At 43.4% G+C, this 16,890-nt stretch carries 13 protein-coding genes; 3 read left to right on the top strand and 10 right to left on the bottom strand.

All coding sequences use genetic code 11. The features are described 5' to 3' along the window. Nucleotides 1-3: 3 nt before the first annotated feature. The 4 genes from ACVBIL_RS05410 to dnaK all read right to left on the bottom strand — a co-directional run bounded on the left by ACVBIL_RS05410 (nucleotide 4) and on the right by dnaK (nucleotide 4,866). On the bottom strand, nucleotides 4-621 hold the full coding sequence (locus ACVBIL_RS05410) for an FKBP-type peptidyl-prolyl cis-trans isomerase (RefSeq protein WP_447165967.1): 618 nt from the start codon (nucleotides 619-621) through the stop codon (nucleotides 4-6). An 82-nt stretch (nucleotides 622-703) separates the two neighbouring features. Then, nucleotides 704-1,504, bottom strand: coding sequence for a M48 family metallopeptidase (locus ACVBIL_RS05415; protein WP_447165968.1), 801 nt, complete (start codon nucleotides 1,502-1,504; stop codon nucleotides 704-706). Between the two features lie 226 nt (nucleotides 1,505-1,730). Further along, entirely contained in the window at nucleotides 1,731-2,861 is a 1,131-nt protein-coding gene (gene dnaJ, locus ACVBIL_RS05420; RefSeq protein ID WP_447165969.1) for a molecular chaperone DnaJ, read from the bottom strand. An 88-nt stretch (nucleotides 2,862-2,949) separates the two neighbouring features. After that, the gene (gene dnaK, locus ACVBIL_RS05425) at nucleotides 2,950-4,866 is read right to left on the bottom strand and encodes a molecular chaperone DnaK (RefSeq protein WP_447165970.1); all 1,917 of its coding nucleotides are present in this window, start codon (nucleotides 4,864-4,866) and stop codon (nucleotides 2,950-2,952) included. Between the two features lie 310 nt (nucleotides 4,867-5,176). On the opposite strand from dnaK, the gene ACVBIL_RS05430 reads away from it, so the two are divergent. Both ACVBIL_RS05430 and ACVBIL_RS05435 read left to right on the top strand, forming a co-directional pair. Then, nucleotides 5,177-6,091 carry a DMT family transporter gene (locus ACVBIL_RS05430; RefSeq protein WP_447165971.1) on the top strand — a complete coding sequence of 305 codons (915 nt, stop codon included), beginning with the start codon at nucleotides 5,177-5,179 and terminating at the stop codon, nucleotides 6,089-6,091. 390 nt (nucleotides 6,092-6,481) lie between these two features. Then, nucleotides 6,482-6,838 carry a hypothetical protein gene (locus ACVBIL_RS05435; RefSeq protein WP_447165972.1) on the top strand — a complete coding sequence of 119 codons (357 nt, stop codon included), beginning with the start codon at nucleotides 6,482-6,484 and terminating at the stop codon, nucleotides 6,836-6,838. Between the two features lie 92 nt (nucleotides 6,839-6,930). Here the strand turns inward: ACVBIL_RS05435 and ACVBIL_RS05440 are convergent, their stop codons facing one another. From ACVBIL_RS05440 to ACVBIL_RS05465, 6 genes are all read right to left on the bottom strand, one after another. After that, on the bottom strand, nucleotides 6,931-8,199 hold the full coding sequence (locus tag ACVBIL_RS05440; protein WP_447165973.1) for a glutamate-5-semialdehyde dehydrogenase: 1,269 nt from the start codon (nucleotides 8,197-8,199) through the stop codon (nucleotides 6,931-6,933). After that, nucleotides 8,196-9,314: a glutamate 5-kinase gene (proB, locus tag ACVBIL_RS05445; protein WP_447165974.1), complete on the bottom strand. Its 1,119-nt coding sequence runs from the start codon at nucleotides 9,312-9,314 to the stop codon at nucleotides 8,196-8,198. Before proB ends, ACVBIL_RS05440 begins: the two co-directional genes overlap by 4 nt. Before the next feature lie 269 nt (nucleotides 9,315-9,583). Next, on the bottom strand, nucleotides 9,584-10,873 hold the full coding sequence (locus tag ACVBIL_RS05450; RefSeq protein WP_447165975.1) for an NCS2 family permease: 1,290 nt from the start codon (nucleotides 10,871-10,873) through the stop codon (nucleotides 9,584-9,586). A 1,303-nt stretch (nucleotides 10,874-12,176) separates the two neighbouring features. Then, on the bottom strand, nucleotides 12,177-12,698 hold the full coding sequence (locus tag ACVBIL_RS05455) for a hypothetical protein (RefSeq protein ID WP_447165976.1): 522 nt from the start codon (nucleotides 12,696-12,698) through the stop codon (nucleotides 12,177-12,179). A gap of 461 nt (nucleotides 12,699-13,159) precedes the next feature. Continuing rightward, complete coding sequence (locus tag ACVBIL_RS05460) at nucleotides 13,160-14,140, bottom strand: transposase (protein WP_447165977.1); 981 nt, start codon at nucleotides 14,138-14,140, stop codon at nucleotides 13,160-13,162. Between the two features lie 247 nt (nucleotides 14,141-14,387). Next, nucleotides 14,388-16,139, bottom strand: a complete 1,752-nt coding sequence (locus tag ACVBIL_RS05465; RefSeq protein ID WP_447165978.1) for a sulfatase-like hydrolase/transferase — start codon at nucleotides 16,137-16,139, stop codon at nucleotides 14,388-14,390. Nucleotides 16,140-16,313: 174 nt separating this feature from the next. On the opposite strand from ACVBIL_RS05465, the gene ACVBIL_RS05470 reads away from it, so the two are divergent. Then, nucleotides 16,314-16,859, top strand: coding sequence for a hypothetical protein (locus tag ACVBIL_RS05470; protein ID WP_447165979.1), 546 nt, complete (start codon nucleotides 16,314-16,316; stop codon nucleotides 16,857-16,859). The last annotated feature ends 31 nt before the right edge of the window (nucleotides 16,860-16,890 follow it).

Raw genomic sequence — 16,890 nt, forward strand, 5'->3', positions numbered from 1 at the left:
AACTTAGATAATCTCTAACAATTCAACTTCAAACACCAACGTTGAATATGGTGGGATAGCAGCGCCAGCGCCGCGTTCACCGTAGGCTAGGTGCTGTGGTACAAACAGTCTCCACTTAGAGCCCGTGCCCATAAGCTGTAGCGCTTCAGTCCAACCAGCGATAACGCCAGAAACTGGGAACTCAGCAGGCTCACCACGAGCAACAGAGCTATCGAATACATCACCAGAGATGAAAGTACCATGGTAGTGAGTACGTACCGTTGAATCATAACCAGGCTTGTCGCCGTTACCTTCAGTGATAATTTCGTACTGTAGACCTGAGTCTAGTGTTACCACGCCTTCACGAGCACCGTTATCAGCAAGGAACTTATCGCCCACTTCTGATGCAGCAGCGGCAGCAGCTTCTTGAACTTTTTGGATACGTTGGCTGATTTCAGTGAATGCAACTTGCATATCTTGCATAGATACTACACTTTCTTTACCTTCGAAAGCGTCAGATAGACCCAATTGAACAGCAGAAATATCGATACCTTCAAACGAGTTAGCGGCTAGTTGCTCACCTAGTTGACGACCAACACCGTAGCTTGCTTGACCTTCAATTGTACTGAACTTATCAGACATAATGATTGTACTCTCAATGATTCAATTAATTTTCGCGCAGAACTTTACCATAAATTCTGTGATGTTGCCCTAAAAACCGTAGCTATTTGGGTCTTTGACAAGTATTTTTCACACTGGCTTTACTTGCTTGATATAACGGCTGAGCTTTCGCCTGCATTTGCTGCAATTGCGCGATACGTTGATCATGTGATGGATGAGTAGAAAGTAATTCAGGCCCCTGTTCACCGCCCGCTTTTGACATATTCTTCCATAGCTCGACACTCGCGGCCGGATCAAAGCCCGCTTTTGCCATCAACTCGACCCCGATAACATCGGCTTCCGATTCTTGGTCACGACCATAAGGCAATATATAACCGACTTGCACGCCTAAACCAAGGGCTGCCATATACAGCTCTTTATCCGCTATCCCGCCAGCCCCTAACGCGAGATCGGCCAATTGCATGCCTGCGCCAGTCATCTGTGCGCGCGACACCTGCTCATTACTGTGATTAGCCAACACATGGGCCACCTCATGACCTATTACCGTGGCGAGCTGCTCTGAATTTACCGCCACATCAAGTAGCCCGGTATATACGCCAATGTGCCCACCTGGCAATGCAAAAGCGTTGACTTGTTCAGAGTCAAACACTACCACCTCCCAAGGCAAGCTTTGATCAGGTAAGGCTTGGGTTATACGCTGTGCCACGCAGTTAACATAAGCATTTAGCGCTTTGTCTTGACTGGCTTTCTCTTGCTGCTTTAACTGCGCAAATGATGAGTCGCCAAGCTGTGACATCTCTTGGGATGAGAACAACAGAGTTTGACCACGACCAGTAGGCGATTGATGCGTGGCACAACCACTTAGCAACAATGTTGCGCTAAGCAGTAATAGTATTCCTTTCATATCGACTAAATTCCATATTATGTATAGCGAAGCACTTATATAAAGTACTCATACAAAGCGCTAATACAAAGTACTTATATAAAGCACTCATACAAAGTACTCATACAAAGCGCTAATACAAAGTACTCATACAAAGTACTCATTATAGAAAGTGCTCATTAAAGTACAGATAATAAAAAGCCCCGCAAATGCGAGGCTTAAAAGTATATAACGATTTAACTCATTATTAACTATTCAGATCTTGAAAAAACTTCTTCACACCATCGAAGAAACCGTCAGCTTTTGGGCTGTGCTTCTTAGATTGGCCTGTTAAGGTATCTTCAAATTCACGTAACAGCTCTTTTTGGCGTTCGTTAAGGTTGACTGGCGTTTCCATGACAACCTTACATAACAAATCACCAACGGCATGGCTGCGAACCGACTTAACGCCTTTACCGCGCATACGGAACATACGACCCGTTTGTGTTTCAGTCGGGATCTTAAGATTAACTTTGCCATCGAGTGTTGGCACTTCAATCTCACCACCAAGTGCAGCTTTGCTGAACGAGATAGGCACTTCGCAATAAAGGTTATTGCCATCACGCTGGAAGATTGCATGTTCACGTACGCTCACCTGAACATATAAGTCACCTGGAGCTGCGCCATACTCGCCCGCTTCACCTTCACCAGAAAGACGAATACGATCGCCAGTATCAACACCGGCAGGGATCTTAACAGATAACGTCTTGCTCTTTTCTACGCGACCTTCACCATGACACTTGTTGCAAGGATCTTTAATGATCTTGCCACGGCCATGACAGGTAGGACAAGCTTGCTGAACAGCAAAGAAGCCTTGACGCATCTGCACTTGGCCTTGGCCATGACAGGTACCACAAGTGGTCGGTGAAGAACCTTTCTTAGCGCCGCTACCATCACAAACATCACAGGCTGCCAATGTCGGAATACGTAGTTCTTTGGTTAGACCACGAACCGCTTCTTCTAGTGACAACTCTAGGTTGTAACGTAAGTCACTACCACGAGCCGCTTGACGTTGACCACCACGACGTCCACCGCCGAAGATATCGCCAAATACATCACCAAACACATCACCAAAATCTGCGCCGCCGCCATAGCCACCGCCGCCACGATTAGGATCGACGCCAGCATGACCAAACTGGTCATAGGCAGCTTTCTTATCGCCATCGGTTAGAATTTCGTAAGCTTCTTTAACTTCCTTGAAGTTAGCTTCAGCTTCTTTGTTCCCAGGGTTACGGTCCGGGTGAAACTTCATTGCTAAACGCTTATAAGCTTTCTTAATTTCGCGTTCGCTAGTGTCACGTCCGACACCTAATACTTCGTAATAATCGCGCTTTGACATAATGTTTTATTTCTTTGCTAAAGTTGCACAAACGGGCGTTAGAGTTTCCTCATAACGCCCGCTACAATAAATTAGGAATTACCCGTCATTATTTTTTGTCGTCTTTAACTTCTTCAAACTCAGCGTCAACTACGTCATCATCTTGCTTAGCAGATTGTGCTTCGCCTTCTGGTTGACCTTGTTGTGCTTGCGCTTTAGCTTGAGCAATTTCCATTAACTTAGAAGACGCTTCCATTAACTCTTGAGTAGACTTTTCAATCGCTTCTTTGTCATTGCCTTTAACAGCAGTTTCAACGTTAGCCATTGCAGCTTCAATCTTCTCTTTCTCATCAACAGGTAGTGCTTCACCCGCTTCTTCGATTTGCTTCTTAGTTGCGTGAACCATGCCATCAGCTTGGTTACGAGCTTGAACTAGCTCTTCGAACTTAGCATCTTCGTCTGCGTGTGCTTCAGCATCACGAACCATAGCTTCAACTTCTTCATCACTTAGGCCTGAAGAGGCTTTAATGGTGATGTTTTGTGCTTTACCCGTCTTCTTGTCTGTAGCTGATACATGCAAGATACCGTCAGCATCGATGTCGAAAGTCACTTCTACCTGTGGCATGCCACGTGGTGCAGGCTCAATGCCTTCTAGGTTAAATTGTCCTAGAGACTTGTTGCCGCTTGATTGCTTACGCTCACCTTGAAGTACGTGAATAGTCACAGCACTTTGGTTGTCGTCAGCAGTCGAGAATGTTTGTGACGCTTTAGTCGGGATAGTGGTGTTCTTCTCGATAAGCTTAGTCATCACGCTACCCATAGTCTCAATACCTAGAGATAGTGGAGTAACGTCTAATAGCAATACGTCTTTAACGTCGCCAGATAGTACGCCCGCTTGAACTGCAGCACCGATAGCAACCGCTTCATCTGGGTTAACATCTTGGCGTAACTCTTTGCCGAAGAATGCAGAGACTTCAGCACGTACTTTAGGCATACGTGTCTGACCACCAACAAGAATCACTTCGTTGATATCAGAAACTGAAAGATCAGCATCTGCAAGTGCAACTTTTAGTGGCTCTAGTGTACGGATGATCAAATCTTCAACCAGTGACTCAAGTTTTGCACGAGTGATTTTAACCACTAAGTGCTTAGGACCTGTAGCATCAGCAGTGATGTATGGCAGGTTAACTTCAGTTTGGGTTGCGCTTGATAATTCGATCTTCGCTTTTTCTGCTGCTTCTTTAAGACGCTGCATTGCTAGTGGATCGTTACGTAAATCAAGTCCTTGCTCTTTTTTGAACTCGTCAGCAAGATACTTAATCATACGGTTATCAAAATCTTCACCACCTAAGTGAGTGTCACCGTTAGTTGCAAGTACTTCGAACGTTTGCTCGCCATCAACGCTGTCGATTTCGATGATAGAGATATCGAATGTACCACCACCTAAGTCATATACAGCAACGATGTTGTCGCCTTGCTTCTTATCAATACCGTAAGCAAGTGCTGCTGCAGTTGGCTCGTTGATAATACGCTTAACTTCAAGACCTGCGATGCGACCCGCATCTTTAGTTGCTTGACGCTGTGAATCGTTAAAGTAAGCAGGAACGGTAATAACCGCTTCTGTTACTTCTTCACCTAAGAAATCTTCAGCTGTTTTCTTCATCTTCTTCAAGATTTCAGCAGAGATTTGTGGTGGAGCCATTTTACGGCCTTGCGCTTCAACCCATGCGTCGCCATTGTCAGCGCCGATGATTTTGAATGGCATGATGTCAACGTCACGTTGAACTTCGTCATCTTTAAAACGACGGCCAATTAGACGCTTAATAGCAAATACTGTGTTAGTTGGGTTTGTTACAGCCTGACGCTTTGCAGACTGGCCAACTAAAGTTTCATCTGCAGTGTATGCGATGATTGAGGGTGTAGTACGATCGCCTTCAGCATTTTCTAATACGCGCGCTTTGCCGCCATCTAATACTGCAACACAAGAGTTAGTTGTGCCTAAATCGATACCAATAATTCTACCCATGGAGTCCTCCAAAAAAACTTTTAAAAACTAAATTTGTAATCTGGTTTATGAAGTGGGGATAGACCGAATAAATTTCAAGTCTTTTTTATCACCCTAAATCTTCTCTTAACCTCTATATTGGGACGTTTAAGATGAATACAAGGGATAAATTTAAAATTTATCTTAAGAGTGCGTTAATTTGATCTAGGGCGCGGTTAAAAAAACGCTAAAACGTATAATGAATACAATCTAAGAGGTAGCGTCACTTGTTTGGGTATTTCACCTTAACAATACGCTTAGTCGTCATCTCGCAGTCAAAGAGAAGTAAACATTGAAATCATCCCATCAAGCATATGTATTTGGCATCGGTGCCATTATCTTGTGGTCAACCGTAGCAACCGCGTTTAAATTGGCATTAGCGCACTATACGCCATTGCAGTTGGTGTTCATTGCTGTCACCACCTCTATTTTTGCTTTAGGTGCGATATTAATCGCCCAAAGAAAACTGTCACTCATTAAACAGCAATTTTGGGGTAGACCTTGGTTTTACCTACAAACCGGCCTACTCAACCCTTTCTTGTACTATTTAGTATTATTTAAGGCCTATGACCTGTTGCCGGCGCAACAAGCACTGTCACTCAATTACACTTGGGCTATTCTGTTACCTTTATTATCGGTACCTTTACTCGGGCAGAAATTAAGAAAGAGTGATATTACTGCGGCGCTTGTGGCTTATTGCGGCGTGTTTTTTATTGCCACCAAAGGCAACCTTACAGGCTTCCAGTTTGAAAGTATGACAGGCGTGGTTCTAGCGTTAACCAGCACACTGCTTTGGTCACTTTATTGGATCGTTAACACCAAAGATAAAGGCGACCCTGTAGTCAGTCTGCTACTGAGTTTTTTAGTTGGCTTACCCTTTATCGTTGTCGCACTGCTACTCACTCAGTCTTTACCCAGTTGGGATCTCAAAGCACTATTTGCAGGTGTTTATGTGGGGCTATTTGAAATGGGCGTCACCTTTGTGCTTTGGTTAGTCGCCTTAAAGAAAGCAGAGCGTACGGCGAGTATCAGCACTCTGGTGTTTATCACGCCGGTAATGTCGATAGGCTTTATTGCTTGGATTTTACAAGAGAGCATCGAGAAATCGACATACATAGGGCTTGGGCTAATTATATTCGCGCTAGCATTACAACAAATATTACCCAAAGTGGGACAATGGCGAGCAAGAAAGCGTATCTCCGCTTAGCCCGCTAGCATGGGGAATGTGAATACCACAGCCCTTATAAATCCTTCTACAACAAAAGCCGACTTAAAGTCGGCTTTTTCATATCTTAAAAAACATTACTGTACTCATTCTTGTACTAAACTGGCATATAACTGGTCGTTATACCAATGAGCCAAAACGCACTGAGTAGCTCCGTTTCTTATACAGATTGGTATTCGTTCACCTTGACTCATAAAAACGCTTAAGCATCAATGGATGAAGCAAAAAGCAATAACGACTTCGAGTACTCTCTCTATTAGCCTAGGTCATTGTTTAATTTGCTAAGACTTTGCACTTTTTTGTAAAGCCAATTGTAAATCATCTCAAGTCCATGTATAAAATAACAATTGCGTAACAATATGGAAGTTAGTTATGTATTACAGATATATAGATACCATAAAATTTTTTAAACAGGCTAAAGTTGCCAGAATTATCAGACTGAGCTCATTGGCCTTCGCTATCGCTATGCTATTAAACGAGCTACAACAAGAGCGCTCTTATACTTGGTACTTTGCTTTTTTATATAGCTTCTTTTTATTGCCATCACTCTACTTTACTCGTGAGGTCCAATATCGTCACTTCTTCCACATGCGGAACTTTCTCAATCCATTTAGGATCTACACCTCGATGATGGCTATCATCTACTTAGTACTCTACTTTCACCAAGTCATCACCTATGAGCCGCTGGTATTTCCACCTTTACCACCTAGCCGTGATGCTTTCCCATAAGAAAAAGTCCATAAAAAAGCCGCATAATGCGGCTTGTTAAATTATACCAATCATACTAAATATGTGATTGGTATTAGACAGGTAAATGGCAATCAACCACGAATGGTATAATCGCCCCAGGCTAACCATTTATACGTTGTTAGTGCTTCTAGCCCCATAGGTCCGCGAGCATGCAACTTTTGAGTACTTACAGCCACTTCTGCGCCTAGGCCGAATTCGCCGCCATCGGTAAAGCGAGTGCTTGCATTAACATACACAGCGGCTGAATCGATCGCATTCATAAACTCACTAGCGGTATGAATGTTATCAGTCAAAATAGCTTCAGAATGCCCGCTTGAGTACGTACGAATATGCTCAACAGCATCGCTTAAATCTGCGACAACCTTAATTCCAAGGGTTAACGACAACCATTCCGTCGCAAAACTCTCATCACTTGCAGCAGAAACCTCTATACCTTGTGCAGCTAAAATAGCCTGTGTCTGCCCACAGCCGTAAAACTTAACGCCTAAACCAGCAAGATGCTTAGCTAAAACAGGCATAAACTGCTTAGCATGACTTTGATTAATCAGCACAGTATCAAGCGCATTACACACTGTTGGACGTTGTACTTTAGCGTTTTCAATAACTGATAATGCTTTTTCTAAATTAGCTTCTGCATCAACATAGATATGGCAAATACCAATACCGCCTAAGATCACCGGAATGGTGGCTTGTTCAGCACATAAACGCTGCAAGTTTTGTCCGCCGCGCGGCACAATCATATCGACATATTTATCAAGCTTTAATAAACCTGAAACTAAGCTTCTATCTGGATTATCAATCAGCTGCACGCAATCTTCAGACAAACCTTGTTCAGCCATCGCACTGCGAATTACCTTACAAAGAGCTCGGTTCGAGGCTAGTGTTTCTTTACCGCCACGCAGAATAACCGCATTACCGGTTTTAAGGGCTAACACCGCAATATCAACGGTCACGTTTGGACGAGCTTCGTAAATAACACCGATAACACCAAGCGGCACACGTCTACGCGATAAACGCAAACCGTTATCTAAAAGGCGGCTATCGATTTCACTACCAACCGGATCGGTTAAGCCAATCACGTTATCAATGTCGCTAATCACGCCCATCAGTCTGGTCTCATCGAGTAACAAGCGATCAATCATCGCATCAGATAAACCGTTAGCTTTAGCAGCAGCAACATCTAGCAGGTTTGCACTAACGATGTCAGCTTTTGCTGCCGTTAGCTTTTGCGCAATACACTTAAGTAATGCAGACTTTTGCAGACCCGATAACGTGGCTAATGCATAACTCGCCTGCTTAGCATTTTTTCCTAAAGCCGTTAAATATTCGTCGTTATTCATAACACCACCATGTCGTTGCGGTGAACCACTGCATCACCATAATCATATCCAAGCACCTCTTCGATGCTATCAGAGTGCTTACCTGCAACCTTAGTCACATCAGCAGAGCTATATCGGCTCATGCCTTTAGCGTATACCTTGCCCTTGATATCAATCAGTTCAATGGTATCTCCACGCTGAAATATCCCTTTGATCTCAGTGATCCCTTTAGAAAGCAAGCTTCTGCCCTTCTCTGTGACCGCACCAATCGCACCACTATCGATGACCAGCTGACCACGAGCCTTTGGCCCAGCTAAGATCCACTGCTTGCGGCTCTCTAGCGGATGTTCAAGTGCCGTAAAGTGAGTACCGACAGGCTTTTTACACACTACATTTTGAATCACATCTTTGTGATGACCCGAGGCTATCACCACCTCAACACCTGCGCGACGCGCGATATCAGCCGCCTCAAGCTTAGTCGCCATGCCGCCCGTTCCTAAACCAGAAACAGCGCCGCCTGCTAGCATACGCAGGCTATCATCGATATTTTGCACTTCGGTGATCAGTTTTGCATCAGGGTTTTTACGCGGGTCGGCATCAAATAAGCCTTTCTGATCCGTCAATAGAATCAACAAATCTGCATCGCATAACAGCGCTGCGCGAGCTGACAAATTATCATTGTCGCCCACTTTAATTTCAGCCGTTGCTACTGCGTCATTCTCGTTAATGATTGGGATAATGCCATTATTAAGCAGCGCATTTAGAGAGTCTCTCGCGTTTAAATAGCGCTCTCTGTCATGCAGGTCGGCGCGAGTTAGCAGCAGCTGACCCACATGCAAACCATAAATGCTAAACAGCTGAGACCAAGCAAGGATTAGCTGGCTTTGACCGACAGCAGCCAGTAATTGTTTACTCGCTATGGTATCGGGTAATTTGGGGTAGCCTAAATGCTCTTTACCTGCGGCTATCGCACCAGAAGTACACAATACGACTTCGACCCCCGCTTTCATCAAGCAGGCCATCTGTCTTGCTAATTCAACCATGTGCGCTTTATCTAGTTTTCGACTACCAGATGTCAGAACACTTGTTCCCAATTTAACCACTACGCGGCGGTAACCAATCTCACTTAAGTTCATTATTTGCTAACAAAATTACATTGAATAAATCCTTATACCCAATCTAGGTTTGAATTGGTAGTAAGCACCAACAAAGAAACTAAAAAAAATAGCCGAATTAGCGGTTTCTCATGAAATTAGCAGGAAATTTAGCAGAAAATTGAAATTTAGCGCGAGATTTTTTAACAGCCACGCTTTAATACATGTCGAACAAAGTGCTTTAGTCTGAAAATAAAAAAGCCACACGGAGTGTGGCTTTAAGTAATCAAACCGATAGCTAACGACTGCAGTTATCCATAGATAAATTTAGCAATAAACAATGCAGCTAATATCAGCACGCCAAAGCTTAAGTCTTTATAGCGCCCACTCATCAACTTGATAACCGCATAAGAGATAAAGCCCATCGCAATGCCGGTCGCAATTGAAAATGTAAGAGGCATTAAAATACACACCACAACCACTGGCGCGGCTTCGGTAATGTCTTCCCACTCAACGTGAACCAGCCCTGACATCATTAAAATCGCCACATAAAATAGCGTTCCAGCAGTCGCATACGCAGGCACCATGCCCGCTAATGGCGAGATAAACAGCGCACCTAAAAATAGCACTCCCACAACAACGGCAGTTAACCCTGTGCGGCCACCCGCACTGACGCCAGCGGTACTTTCAACATAGCTCGTCGTAGTTGATGTGCCGAGCATAGCACCAGCGATAGTCGCGGTGCTGTCAGCCGTTAATGCGCGGTTTAAACGGGGTAAACGGCCTTTATCATCTAAGAAACCACCACGCTGAGCGACGGCAACTAAGGTCCCCGAAGTATCAAACAGATCCACAAACAAAAATGCAAACACCACAGATAACATGCTGACTTCAAGCACGCCAGACAGGTCCATTTTCATAAATGTCGGCATGATTGAAGGCGGCGCAGAAACAATACCTTGGTACTGTACATCGCCAAACAGTAAGCCGAGTAAGGTAATCGCTAGAATGCTTATCACCACGGCAGACTTCATCCCATGATGCACCATGGCGATGATTAAGAAGAAACCTAATGCCGCCATAACGGCAGGAAATGACGTGATGTCGCCCATGGTGACTAATGTTGCTGGGCTTGCAACCACGATACCAGCACTTTTTAGGCCTAATAAAGCCAAGAACAAGCCAATACCTGCAGCAATACCAATACGCAATGACATAGGAATGCTATTAACAATCCACTCTCGAATTCGCACTAAAGAAAGCACTAAAAAGCAGATCCCAGACAGGAATACAGCGCCTAAAGCCGTCTCCCATGAGTAACCCATCTCACCGACGACTGTGTAAGTGAAAAAAGCATTTAAGCCCATACCAGGTGCCAGTGCAATCGGGTAGTTAGCCACTAAGCCCATGACTAAACAACCAATGGCGGCGGCTAAGCAAGTCGCGACAAAAACGGCGCCATGATCCATACCCGCATCGGCAAGCATCATAGGGTTAACGAAAATAATGTAGGCCATGGTCAAGAAGGTCGTTAGTCCCGCAACGACTTCTTGCTTTAACGAAGTTTGGTTTTGTTTTAATTTGAATAGTTTTTCTAACATGGAACTGAGTCCCTTATTTTTTATTATATTGATTTGTAGGGTGTAATCATTGGCAACTTAAATACGACTTTTCTTTTTAGCAAACAATCATTGTTTGAATCAGCGTTAGTTTGACTCAGCGTTATTTTAAGTTAGCAAAATACGAATATAGACATGTACAAAAACCGCACAAATCGTACATTTCGAAGGGATTATACGGATGCTTTCCGCCAGAGGCTAGCTATTTAAAACACCTGTTTTGTTTGTGAGTTGGGCAACTTTGGAGGATGCTTAGTTTAGCTTAAGCCAGTTTTAGTCAGCTTCAGTGGGGTGATTGTTTTGCTGTTAATAACAATGGTGGCTGTCGAGTTTTCGACTAGAAAGTTAGGCTGCATCTAACAACTAAGCGTTGAAGCAATCAAACTTCGTTTGATAAAAGGTCGTGAGCTTCCAGCTCACTGACGGGGTTCAAGTTAGACTGCGTCTAACAACTTAAAGTCGCGGCGCTTCGCCCGCACCCGAGAAATTGTATAACATAGCCATAATGTTATTTTTAGGCCAAGCATGACAATCAGCTAAAGTGGTTCCAATGGCCTGCGGCCAGCGCATGTGCAGACACTTCTGAGGCACGCTACAAGTACGTCTGACCTCCATGGATGGAGGAAATGCCAAATTCTGTATGGAACAGAATTGGCCCTGTGAGCTCGACGATGACGAATAGCATCCCTGCTAAAAAGCCAGTTCGGCATCCTACCTCTCGTTCGAAAGCTTGGTAACTGCGTTACCTCTCACCATGCCATCGAAGGCCTCAGCCGTATCTACACTTAGTTAGAACAGCACAATCTTTAATATTTAGAGTTACGGCTAAAGCTCTAGCTTGTTTTTGGACAAAAGTTTGTCGGCGCTTGCCGCTGAGCTAAATCTAAAGCCAAATCAATCAAACTTCGTTTGATAACAAAGCCCATGCTGACTCCATATATCTTTATGCTAAGCGTGGATTCCAACAAAAGTGGTTCCAATTGCCTGCGGCAGGCGTATGTGCAGACACTTCTGAGACTCGCTGCGAGCACGTCCATGTGAGCTCAACGAAAACGTCCCTGTTTTCGACGGTCTCAGCCGCATCTACACTGAGTTAGAAAGGCATAATCTTTGCCACTTAGAGTTATGACTAAAGCCCTAACTCACTTTTGGACAGAAATGCGTTAGAGCTTAAGCTCTGAAAATGACTCTTGGCATTAGGATAGCTATGGCAATCAGATATGCGGTAACGCCCAAACAAATCAGGTGCGCCTTAGGCTCACCTGGATTTGCTTGTTAGCTGGCTTTAACTGTGAAACTCCTTTTGTCCAAGAGACCACAAGTTATTTATATTATTTAGGTACACTGTGACTTTTTGACGGGAGTCATTTACTAGTGTTTCAGGATTAGCGTCTTTATTAGATAAATCCAAGTAACCAACTTCAGAACACCATGGGTCATCAAGTCCTTGAGATATTCTATTTAACTGTTGATAGAAACTATGTAACAAGCTTTGATTGTCATAAAACTCTTTATCGAGAATTACAGTTACTCCACCTTTGCGCTCTCCAATGTAAAGAACCGGTGCTAGCAAGTTATTGAGATACAGTTTCTCAATAACCTCTATTACACGAGTATCATGATCTTCATCCCAAACAACACAAAAATCTTGAATTCTTAAAGGTGTCTGAGGCTGATACAGATTGTTCAGAAACTGGGCTGCTCTGAATATGGAATAGTGTGTACCACGACCTAGGTGGCCAATGGGAGCTTGCTCATCGTAAACAGTTGAGAAAAGTGTGGAGTACGCTTTGTTTTGGTCTTTCATAATAAATATCCAGTTCAATGGATTAGCAGTTTCACCTGCGGATGTTCAACCTTTCGGGTTGAACGGTTCAAGTTCAAATTAACTCTTTGTATCGATTGATGCAAGAGCTTAATTTAGCCTGCTAACGCCCGCTTAAATGGTGAGAAACGCGATACGATGTTTCCGCACATCACCTAAAACACTATAATTAGCGCATGGTGAAAATGCCACGCGTTGCGAATCCGCCTTGAAGCGTTCGTTAGCATCATAACTGAGACAGCCATTATTATTTGCAGTACTTATCGTCCTCAATCACAACTCAAATGGCCACGGATTTTTACTCATGCCCTTGCCTAAGCACTGTAATCACAAGCTAAATACCACTTATGAGTAAACTTTCGGAAAATTAAAGAAAATCACACAGCAGAAACGCCAAACATCTGTTTGGTAACATAATATGGGTTAAGCAGGTTTAAAATAAACTAACTACAATCTAGCCATCGGTGACAATTGGCTGCACCTTGTCGTCGTTTACGCTCTAGGTGTTCACAATACGTCGATAATTCTTGAGTGTTGCCCACTGCGCCTTTGAAGATTTTCGTGAACTCGGCGGTCATTTTAAGCCAGTTCTCGGCAGGAATGTTTAAGCGGTGCAACAACTGCGGTGAGGATTGGCTGATAGCACCTCGTTTATCATGACGTTGGATTCGACCTGTATCATCAATGAGTTGTAGATAATCTTTTGCATTAAACATGAGTCCTTTAGGCATATCTTGATGCCCATCGCCTACAAAAGGGAGTAGCGATTTAGGTTGTTCGCCGTTAACTGCCGCTTTGATGCGCAGCTGGATACTGGTGAAGTCTGAGGTGTCTGGAGATATCGCAATATTGGCTCGGATAGGATTGAGGTCGACATAGGCCATACAAGCCAGCACCGCCGCGTCATCAAGTAATGCTTGGGACTTAAAGCGCCCTTCCCAAAATCGACCCTTGCACTTATCTTCAGCATTAGCCTTTCTGGCTATGGGTTCATTAAGCGCTCGCATAAACCAAGAGATATCCATGAGTCGAAGTCGGTACTCTTTTATCCGCTTATTGATGATGGTTTGTTGATAAGATTCAAGAGGTTCAGCTTTAATGAAACCGTGATTCAGGCTATCGCCTTTGAACAGTTTTTGCCATTGCGTTACAACCTCGATATCTGACCAGCTCTTAGCCAACTCAGCATCAACCCGCAATACAAGGTGAAGATGATTACTCATCACCGCAAAAGCACAGATATCGATTGCGAACACTTCAGCTAGCTGCAACAGCCGACTTTCGACCCAGTCACGCCTATGCTCATAGGATTGTCCCGTGTGAATATCAACCCCACACAGGAATGCCTTTCTAACACAGCGGCTTATGCAATGGTAATAAGGTGTATCCTCCAAGCTGACTAACGCTTTTCTTGGCGTTGGCATAACACACTCCTCTGCTCAACCTTAACTAAAGCCTAGTAGAGGAATCGCTATCCAACAATTTTGGGTGTCTCGGTTATCACGATCACGGTTTGATACTTTACTAATGTGGGCGAAGCGCCACGTCTTTAGCTGTTAGACGAAGTCTAACTTAAGGCTCAGGTGCAGCCTAATTTCTAACCTTAAATCCAAGGCGAAAAATGCCAGCAATGAATCATTGTCTGGCATTTTTTATCAAGCTAGTTAAGTTTTAGTGAGATGAGTGACGAGTACTATTTTTTAATACTTGCGTTAAAGGGTTATAACCATCAGGAACGGGTACTAAAGAGTTTTCTTTTTCATATACAGCATACGCAGCTTTCAACTCTTCCACTAACTCAGGCATTTCTTGAGCTAGGTTATTAACTTCCGATGGGTCTATGCTTATATCATAAAGTTCCCATTCCCCATTTCCCTTAGGTGCTGGGTTATTAGATAACTTATATTTACCTTGAAATACAGCACTACTACCAGCCAGTTCGTAACCGATTACGTCTTTCTCTCCATGTACGGACGGCTTATCCCCCATAAGAACTGATAATGCACTTTTACCATCAGGGACATGTATTTCTTTACCATTATAATTACGACTCGGCAAATCAACACCTGTCACCTCTAAAATGGTTGGGTAAACATCTTTAACAAAAGCAAAGGTATTAACTTTACTGTTTGCTGGAATTGTTTTAGGAAAACGTGCAATAAAAGGAACACGTAATCCCCCTTCACTTGAGAACGTTTTGAAGTAACTGTTAGGGGTATTCGCTGCTGCCGCCCAACCCGGACCATAGTCAGCATACGAGCCTTTTTGCCCCATTGTAGAGTAGTCACCTTCATAATCATCCATGTAGGTATACTTGTAATTCTTACGGTACCAAGCTTCATACTCTGCTTTCGCAGACAGTAAGTTAGGATCGGTACCGTTATCAGATAAGAACAAGATAAACGTATTGTCTAACTCACCGATATCTTTTAAATAAGTTAAGATTTTACCAATATTATGATCCATGTTATCAGCCATGCCTGCGTATGTTTGCATACGACGAGCATTAAACTTTTTCTCTTCTTCGCTCAGAGTGTCCCAATCAGGTAACTGCCAATCTTCGAAACTTGTTTTATCGAAGTTTTCTGCCAGTTTAACTTCCTTAGGAAACAGTCCCATCTCTGTTTGGCGTGCCAGACGACTCCTTCTTAACTCCTCCCAACCCGCGTCATAAACACCGTTATATTTATCAATAAACTCTTTAGGTGCTTGATGAGGATAATGCACTGCTTGGTATCCTACCCAAGCAAAAAAGGGTTTGTCATCTTTACGATTACTCTCGATATTGTCGATGATCCTCTGTGTATAAAAGTCAGAGGAAAAGTAATCTTTGGTTGGCAGTTCGACTTCTTTGCCATTTTCAAAATAATGAACACGCTCATACATTGGAGCATACGGCTGCTCAACCCAATTGTCTGCACCGCTTTCTGCTAGAGCGAATGATTGTTCAAAACCACGAGCATGAGGAATAGATTCAGGGTTGCCACCTAGATGCCATTTACCTGCCATATAAGTGTGGTAGCCCGCATCTTTTAAGACGGTTGCGAGAGTAACAACAGAGTTATTCAAATACCCTTCATAGCCGGGCTTACCAAATTGGTTATCAGCCATAATTTCATGCATATTACCCAATCCTGCTAGATGGTTATCTACACCACTAATCAGCATCGTTCGTGTTGGAGAACACGTTGCACCCACATGGAAGTTTGTAAAACTAACCCCTTCATTGGCTAACTTATCAATATTAGGCGTTTCAATTTCACTACCAAAAGCACCGATATCACTATATCCCATATCATCTGCGATCAAGACCAGTACATTAGGGCGCTTTTCTTCCTTTAATCCCCCAACATCTTCAGGTGCTTCTGTAGAACAGGCACTTATTGCTAGCACGATGAGTGGGCTTAATAACTTCAACTTCATTCTAGTTCCTTTAGTTTGATTTTCTCTTAGCGGCGCAAAGAAAAAGTATCTAACATTCACATTGAAATTATTCATCACATTAACCATGCGTAACTTCAACCCGAACCTTGCTATAAGATCAGCCTTTGATACATTAACAATACATTTACATAGCGGTAACGGTAGCAGTTTTTTATGGCCAGCAATATGCAATTCCCGCAAACACCATTCGGCTTAAGTGAACAAAAGATTCAAACTTATTACTTGAGTGATTTAGCGACATTTCAAAGCAGAAAAAACAGAAGTTATACCCAATTAAAGCCGGGTGATGGCCAACACTGCTATATGGAGGCAAATTTAGGTAGTGTTCAATTACTACGTGAACAGTTAACCACTGCGACACATATCCATGCAGCGCCACCCAAACAATTTCTGCCCATTGCCGTCCCCCTGCCGAGTAGCAAACCACTTAGGTTTTGCGGCCGAGCGAGAGAAGAATATACCTTGTTACAAGCAACAGGAGACGAGTGGGACATTTGTACTGAAGGTTTTTTAGACTATGCCGGATTAGTGTTTGATTACGATACGCTAAACCAGCAGTATCAACATTTATATCAACGAGAAATCCCCTCTCAATGGCTGTTAAGCAAAGCCATTAAGAATAAAAAAGAAAGTTTAGATCTGTATACAAATAGGGCTCTTCTCCGCTTACATGAGCTTGATATTTGGATAAAAGGTTGAATGGGTATCAGGGACTGATGTTTGTCTGATC

Source organism: Shewanella sp. 125m-7 (assembly GCF_052977045.1).

Bases quoted from the DNA above. Each gene is read 5' to 3' on its own strand.
- dnaJ (WP_447165969.1), bottom strand. From the start codon at position 2,861: ATGTCAAAGCGCGATTATTACGAAGTATTAGGTGTCGGACGTGACACT.
- dnaK (WP_447165970.1), bottom strand. From the start codon at position 4,866: ATGGGTAGAATTATTGGTATCGATTTAGGCACAACTAACTCTTGTGTT.
- ACVBIL_RS05435 (WP_447165972.1), top strand. From the start codon at position 6,482: ATGTATTACAGATATATAGATACCATAAAATTTTTTAAACAGGCTAAA.
- ACVBIL_RS05450 (WP_447165975.1), bottom strand. From the start codon at position 10,873: ATGTTAGAAAAACTATTCAAATTAAAACAAAACCAAACTTCGTTAAAG.
- ACVBIL_RS05415 (WP_447165968.1), bottom strand. From the start codon at position 1,504: ATGAAAGGAATACTATTACTGCTTAGCGCAACATTGTTGCTAAGTGGT.
- ACVBIL_RS05460 (WP_447165977.1), bottom strand. From the start codon at position 14,140: ATGCCAACGCCAAGAAAAGCGTTAGTCAGCTTGGAGGATACACCTTAT.
- ACVBIL_RS05455 (WP_447165976.1), bottom strand. From the start codon at position 12,698: ATGAAAGACCAAAACAAAGCGTACTCCACACTTTTCTCAACTGTTTAC.
- proB (WP_447165974.1), bottom strand. From the start codon at position 9,314: ATGAACTTAAGTGAGATTGGTTACCGCCGCGTAGTGGTTAAATTGGGA.
- ACVBIL_RS05410 (WP_447165967.1), bottom strand. From the start codon at position 621: ATGTCTGATAAGTTCAGTACAATTGAAGGTCAAGCAAGCTACGGTGTT.
- ACVBIL_RS05440 (WP_447165973.1), bottom strand. From the start codon at position 8,199: ATGAATAACGACGAATATTTAACGGCTTTAGGAAAAAATGCTAAGCAG.
- ACVBIL_RS05470 (WP_447165979.1), top strand. From the start codon at position 16,314: ATGGCCAGCAATATGCAATTCCCGCAAACACCATTCGGCTTAAGTGAA.
- ACVBIL_RS05465 (WP_447165978.1), bottom strand. From the start codon at position 16,139: ATGAAGTTGAAGTTATTAAGCCCACTCATCGTGCTAGCAATAAGTGCC.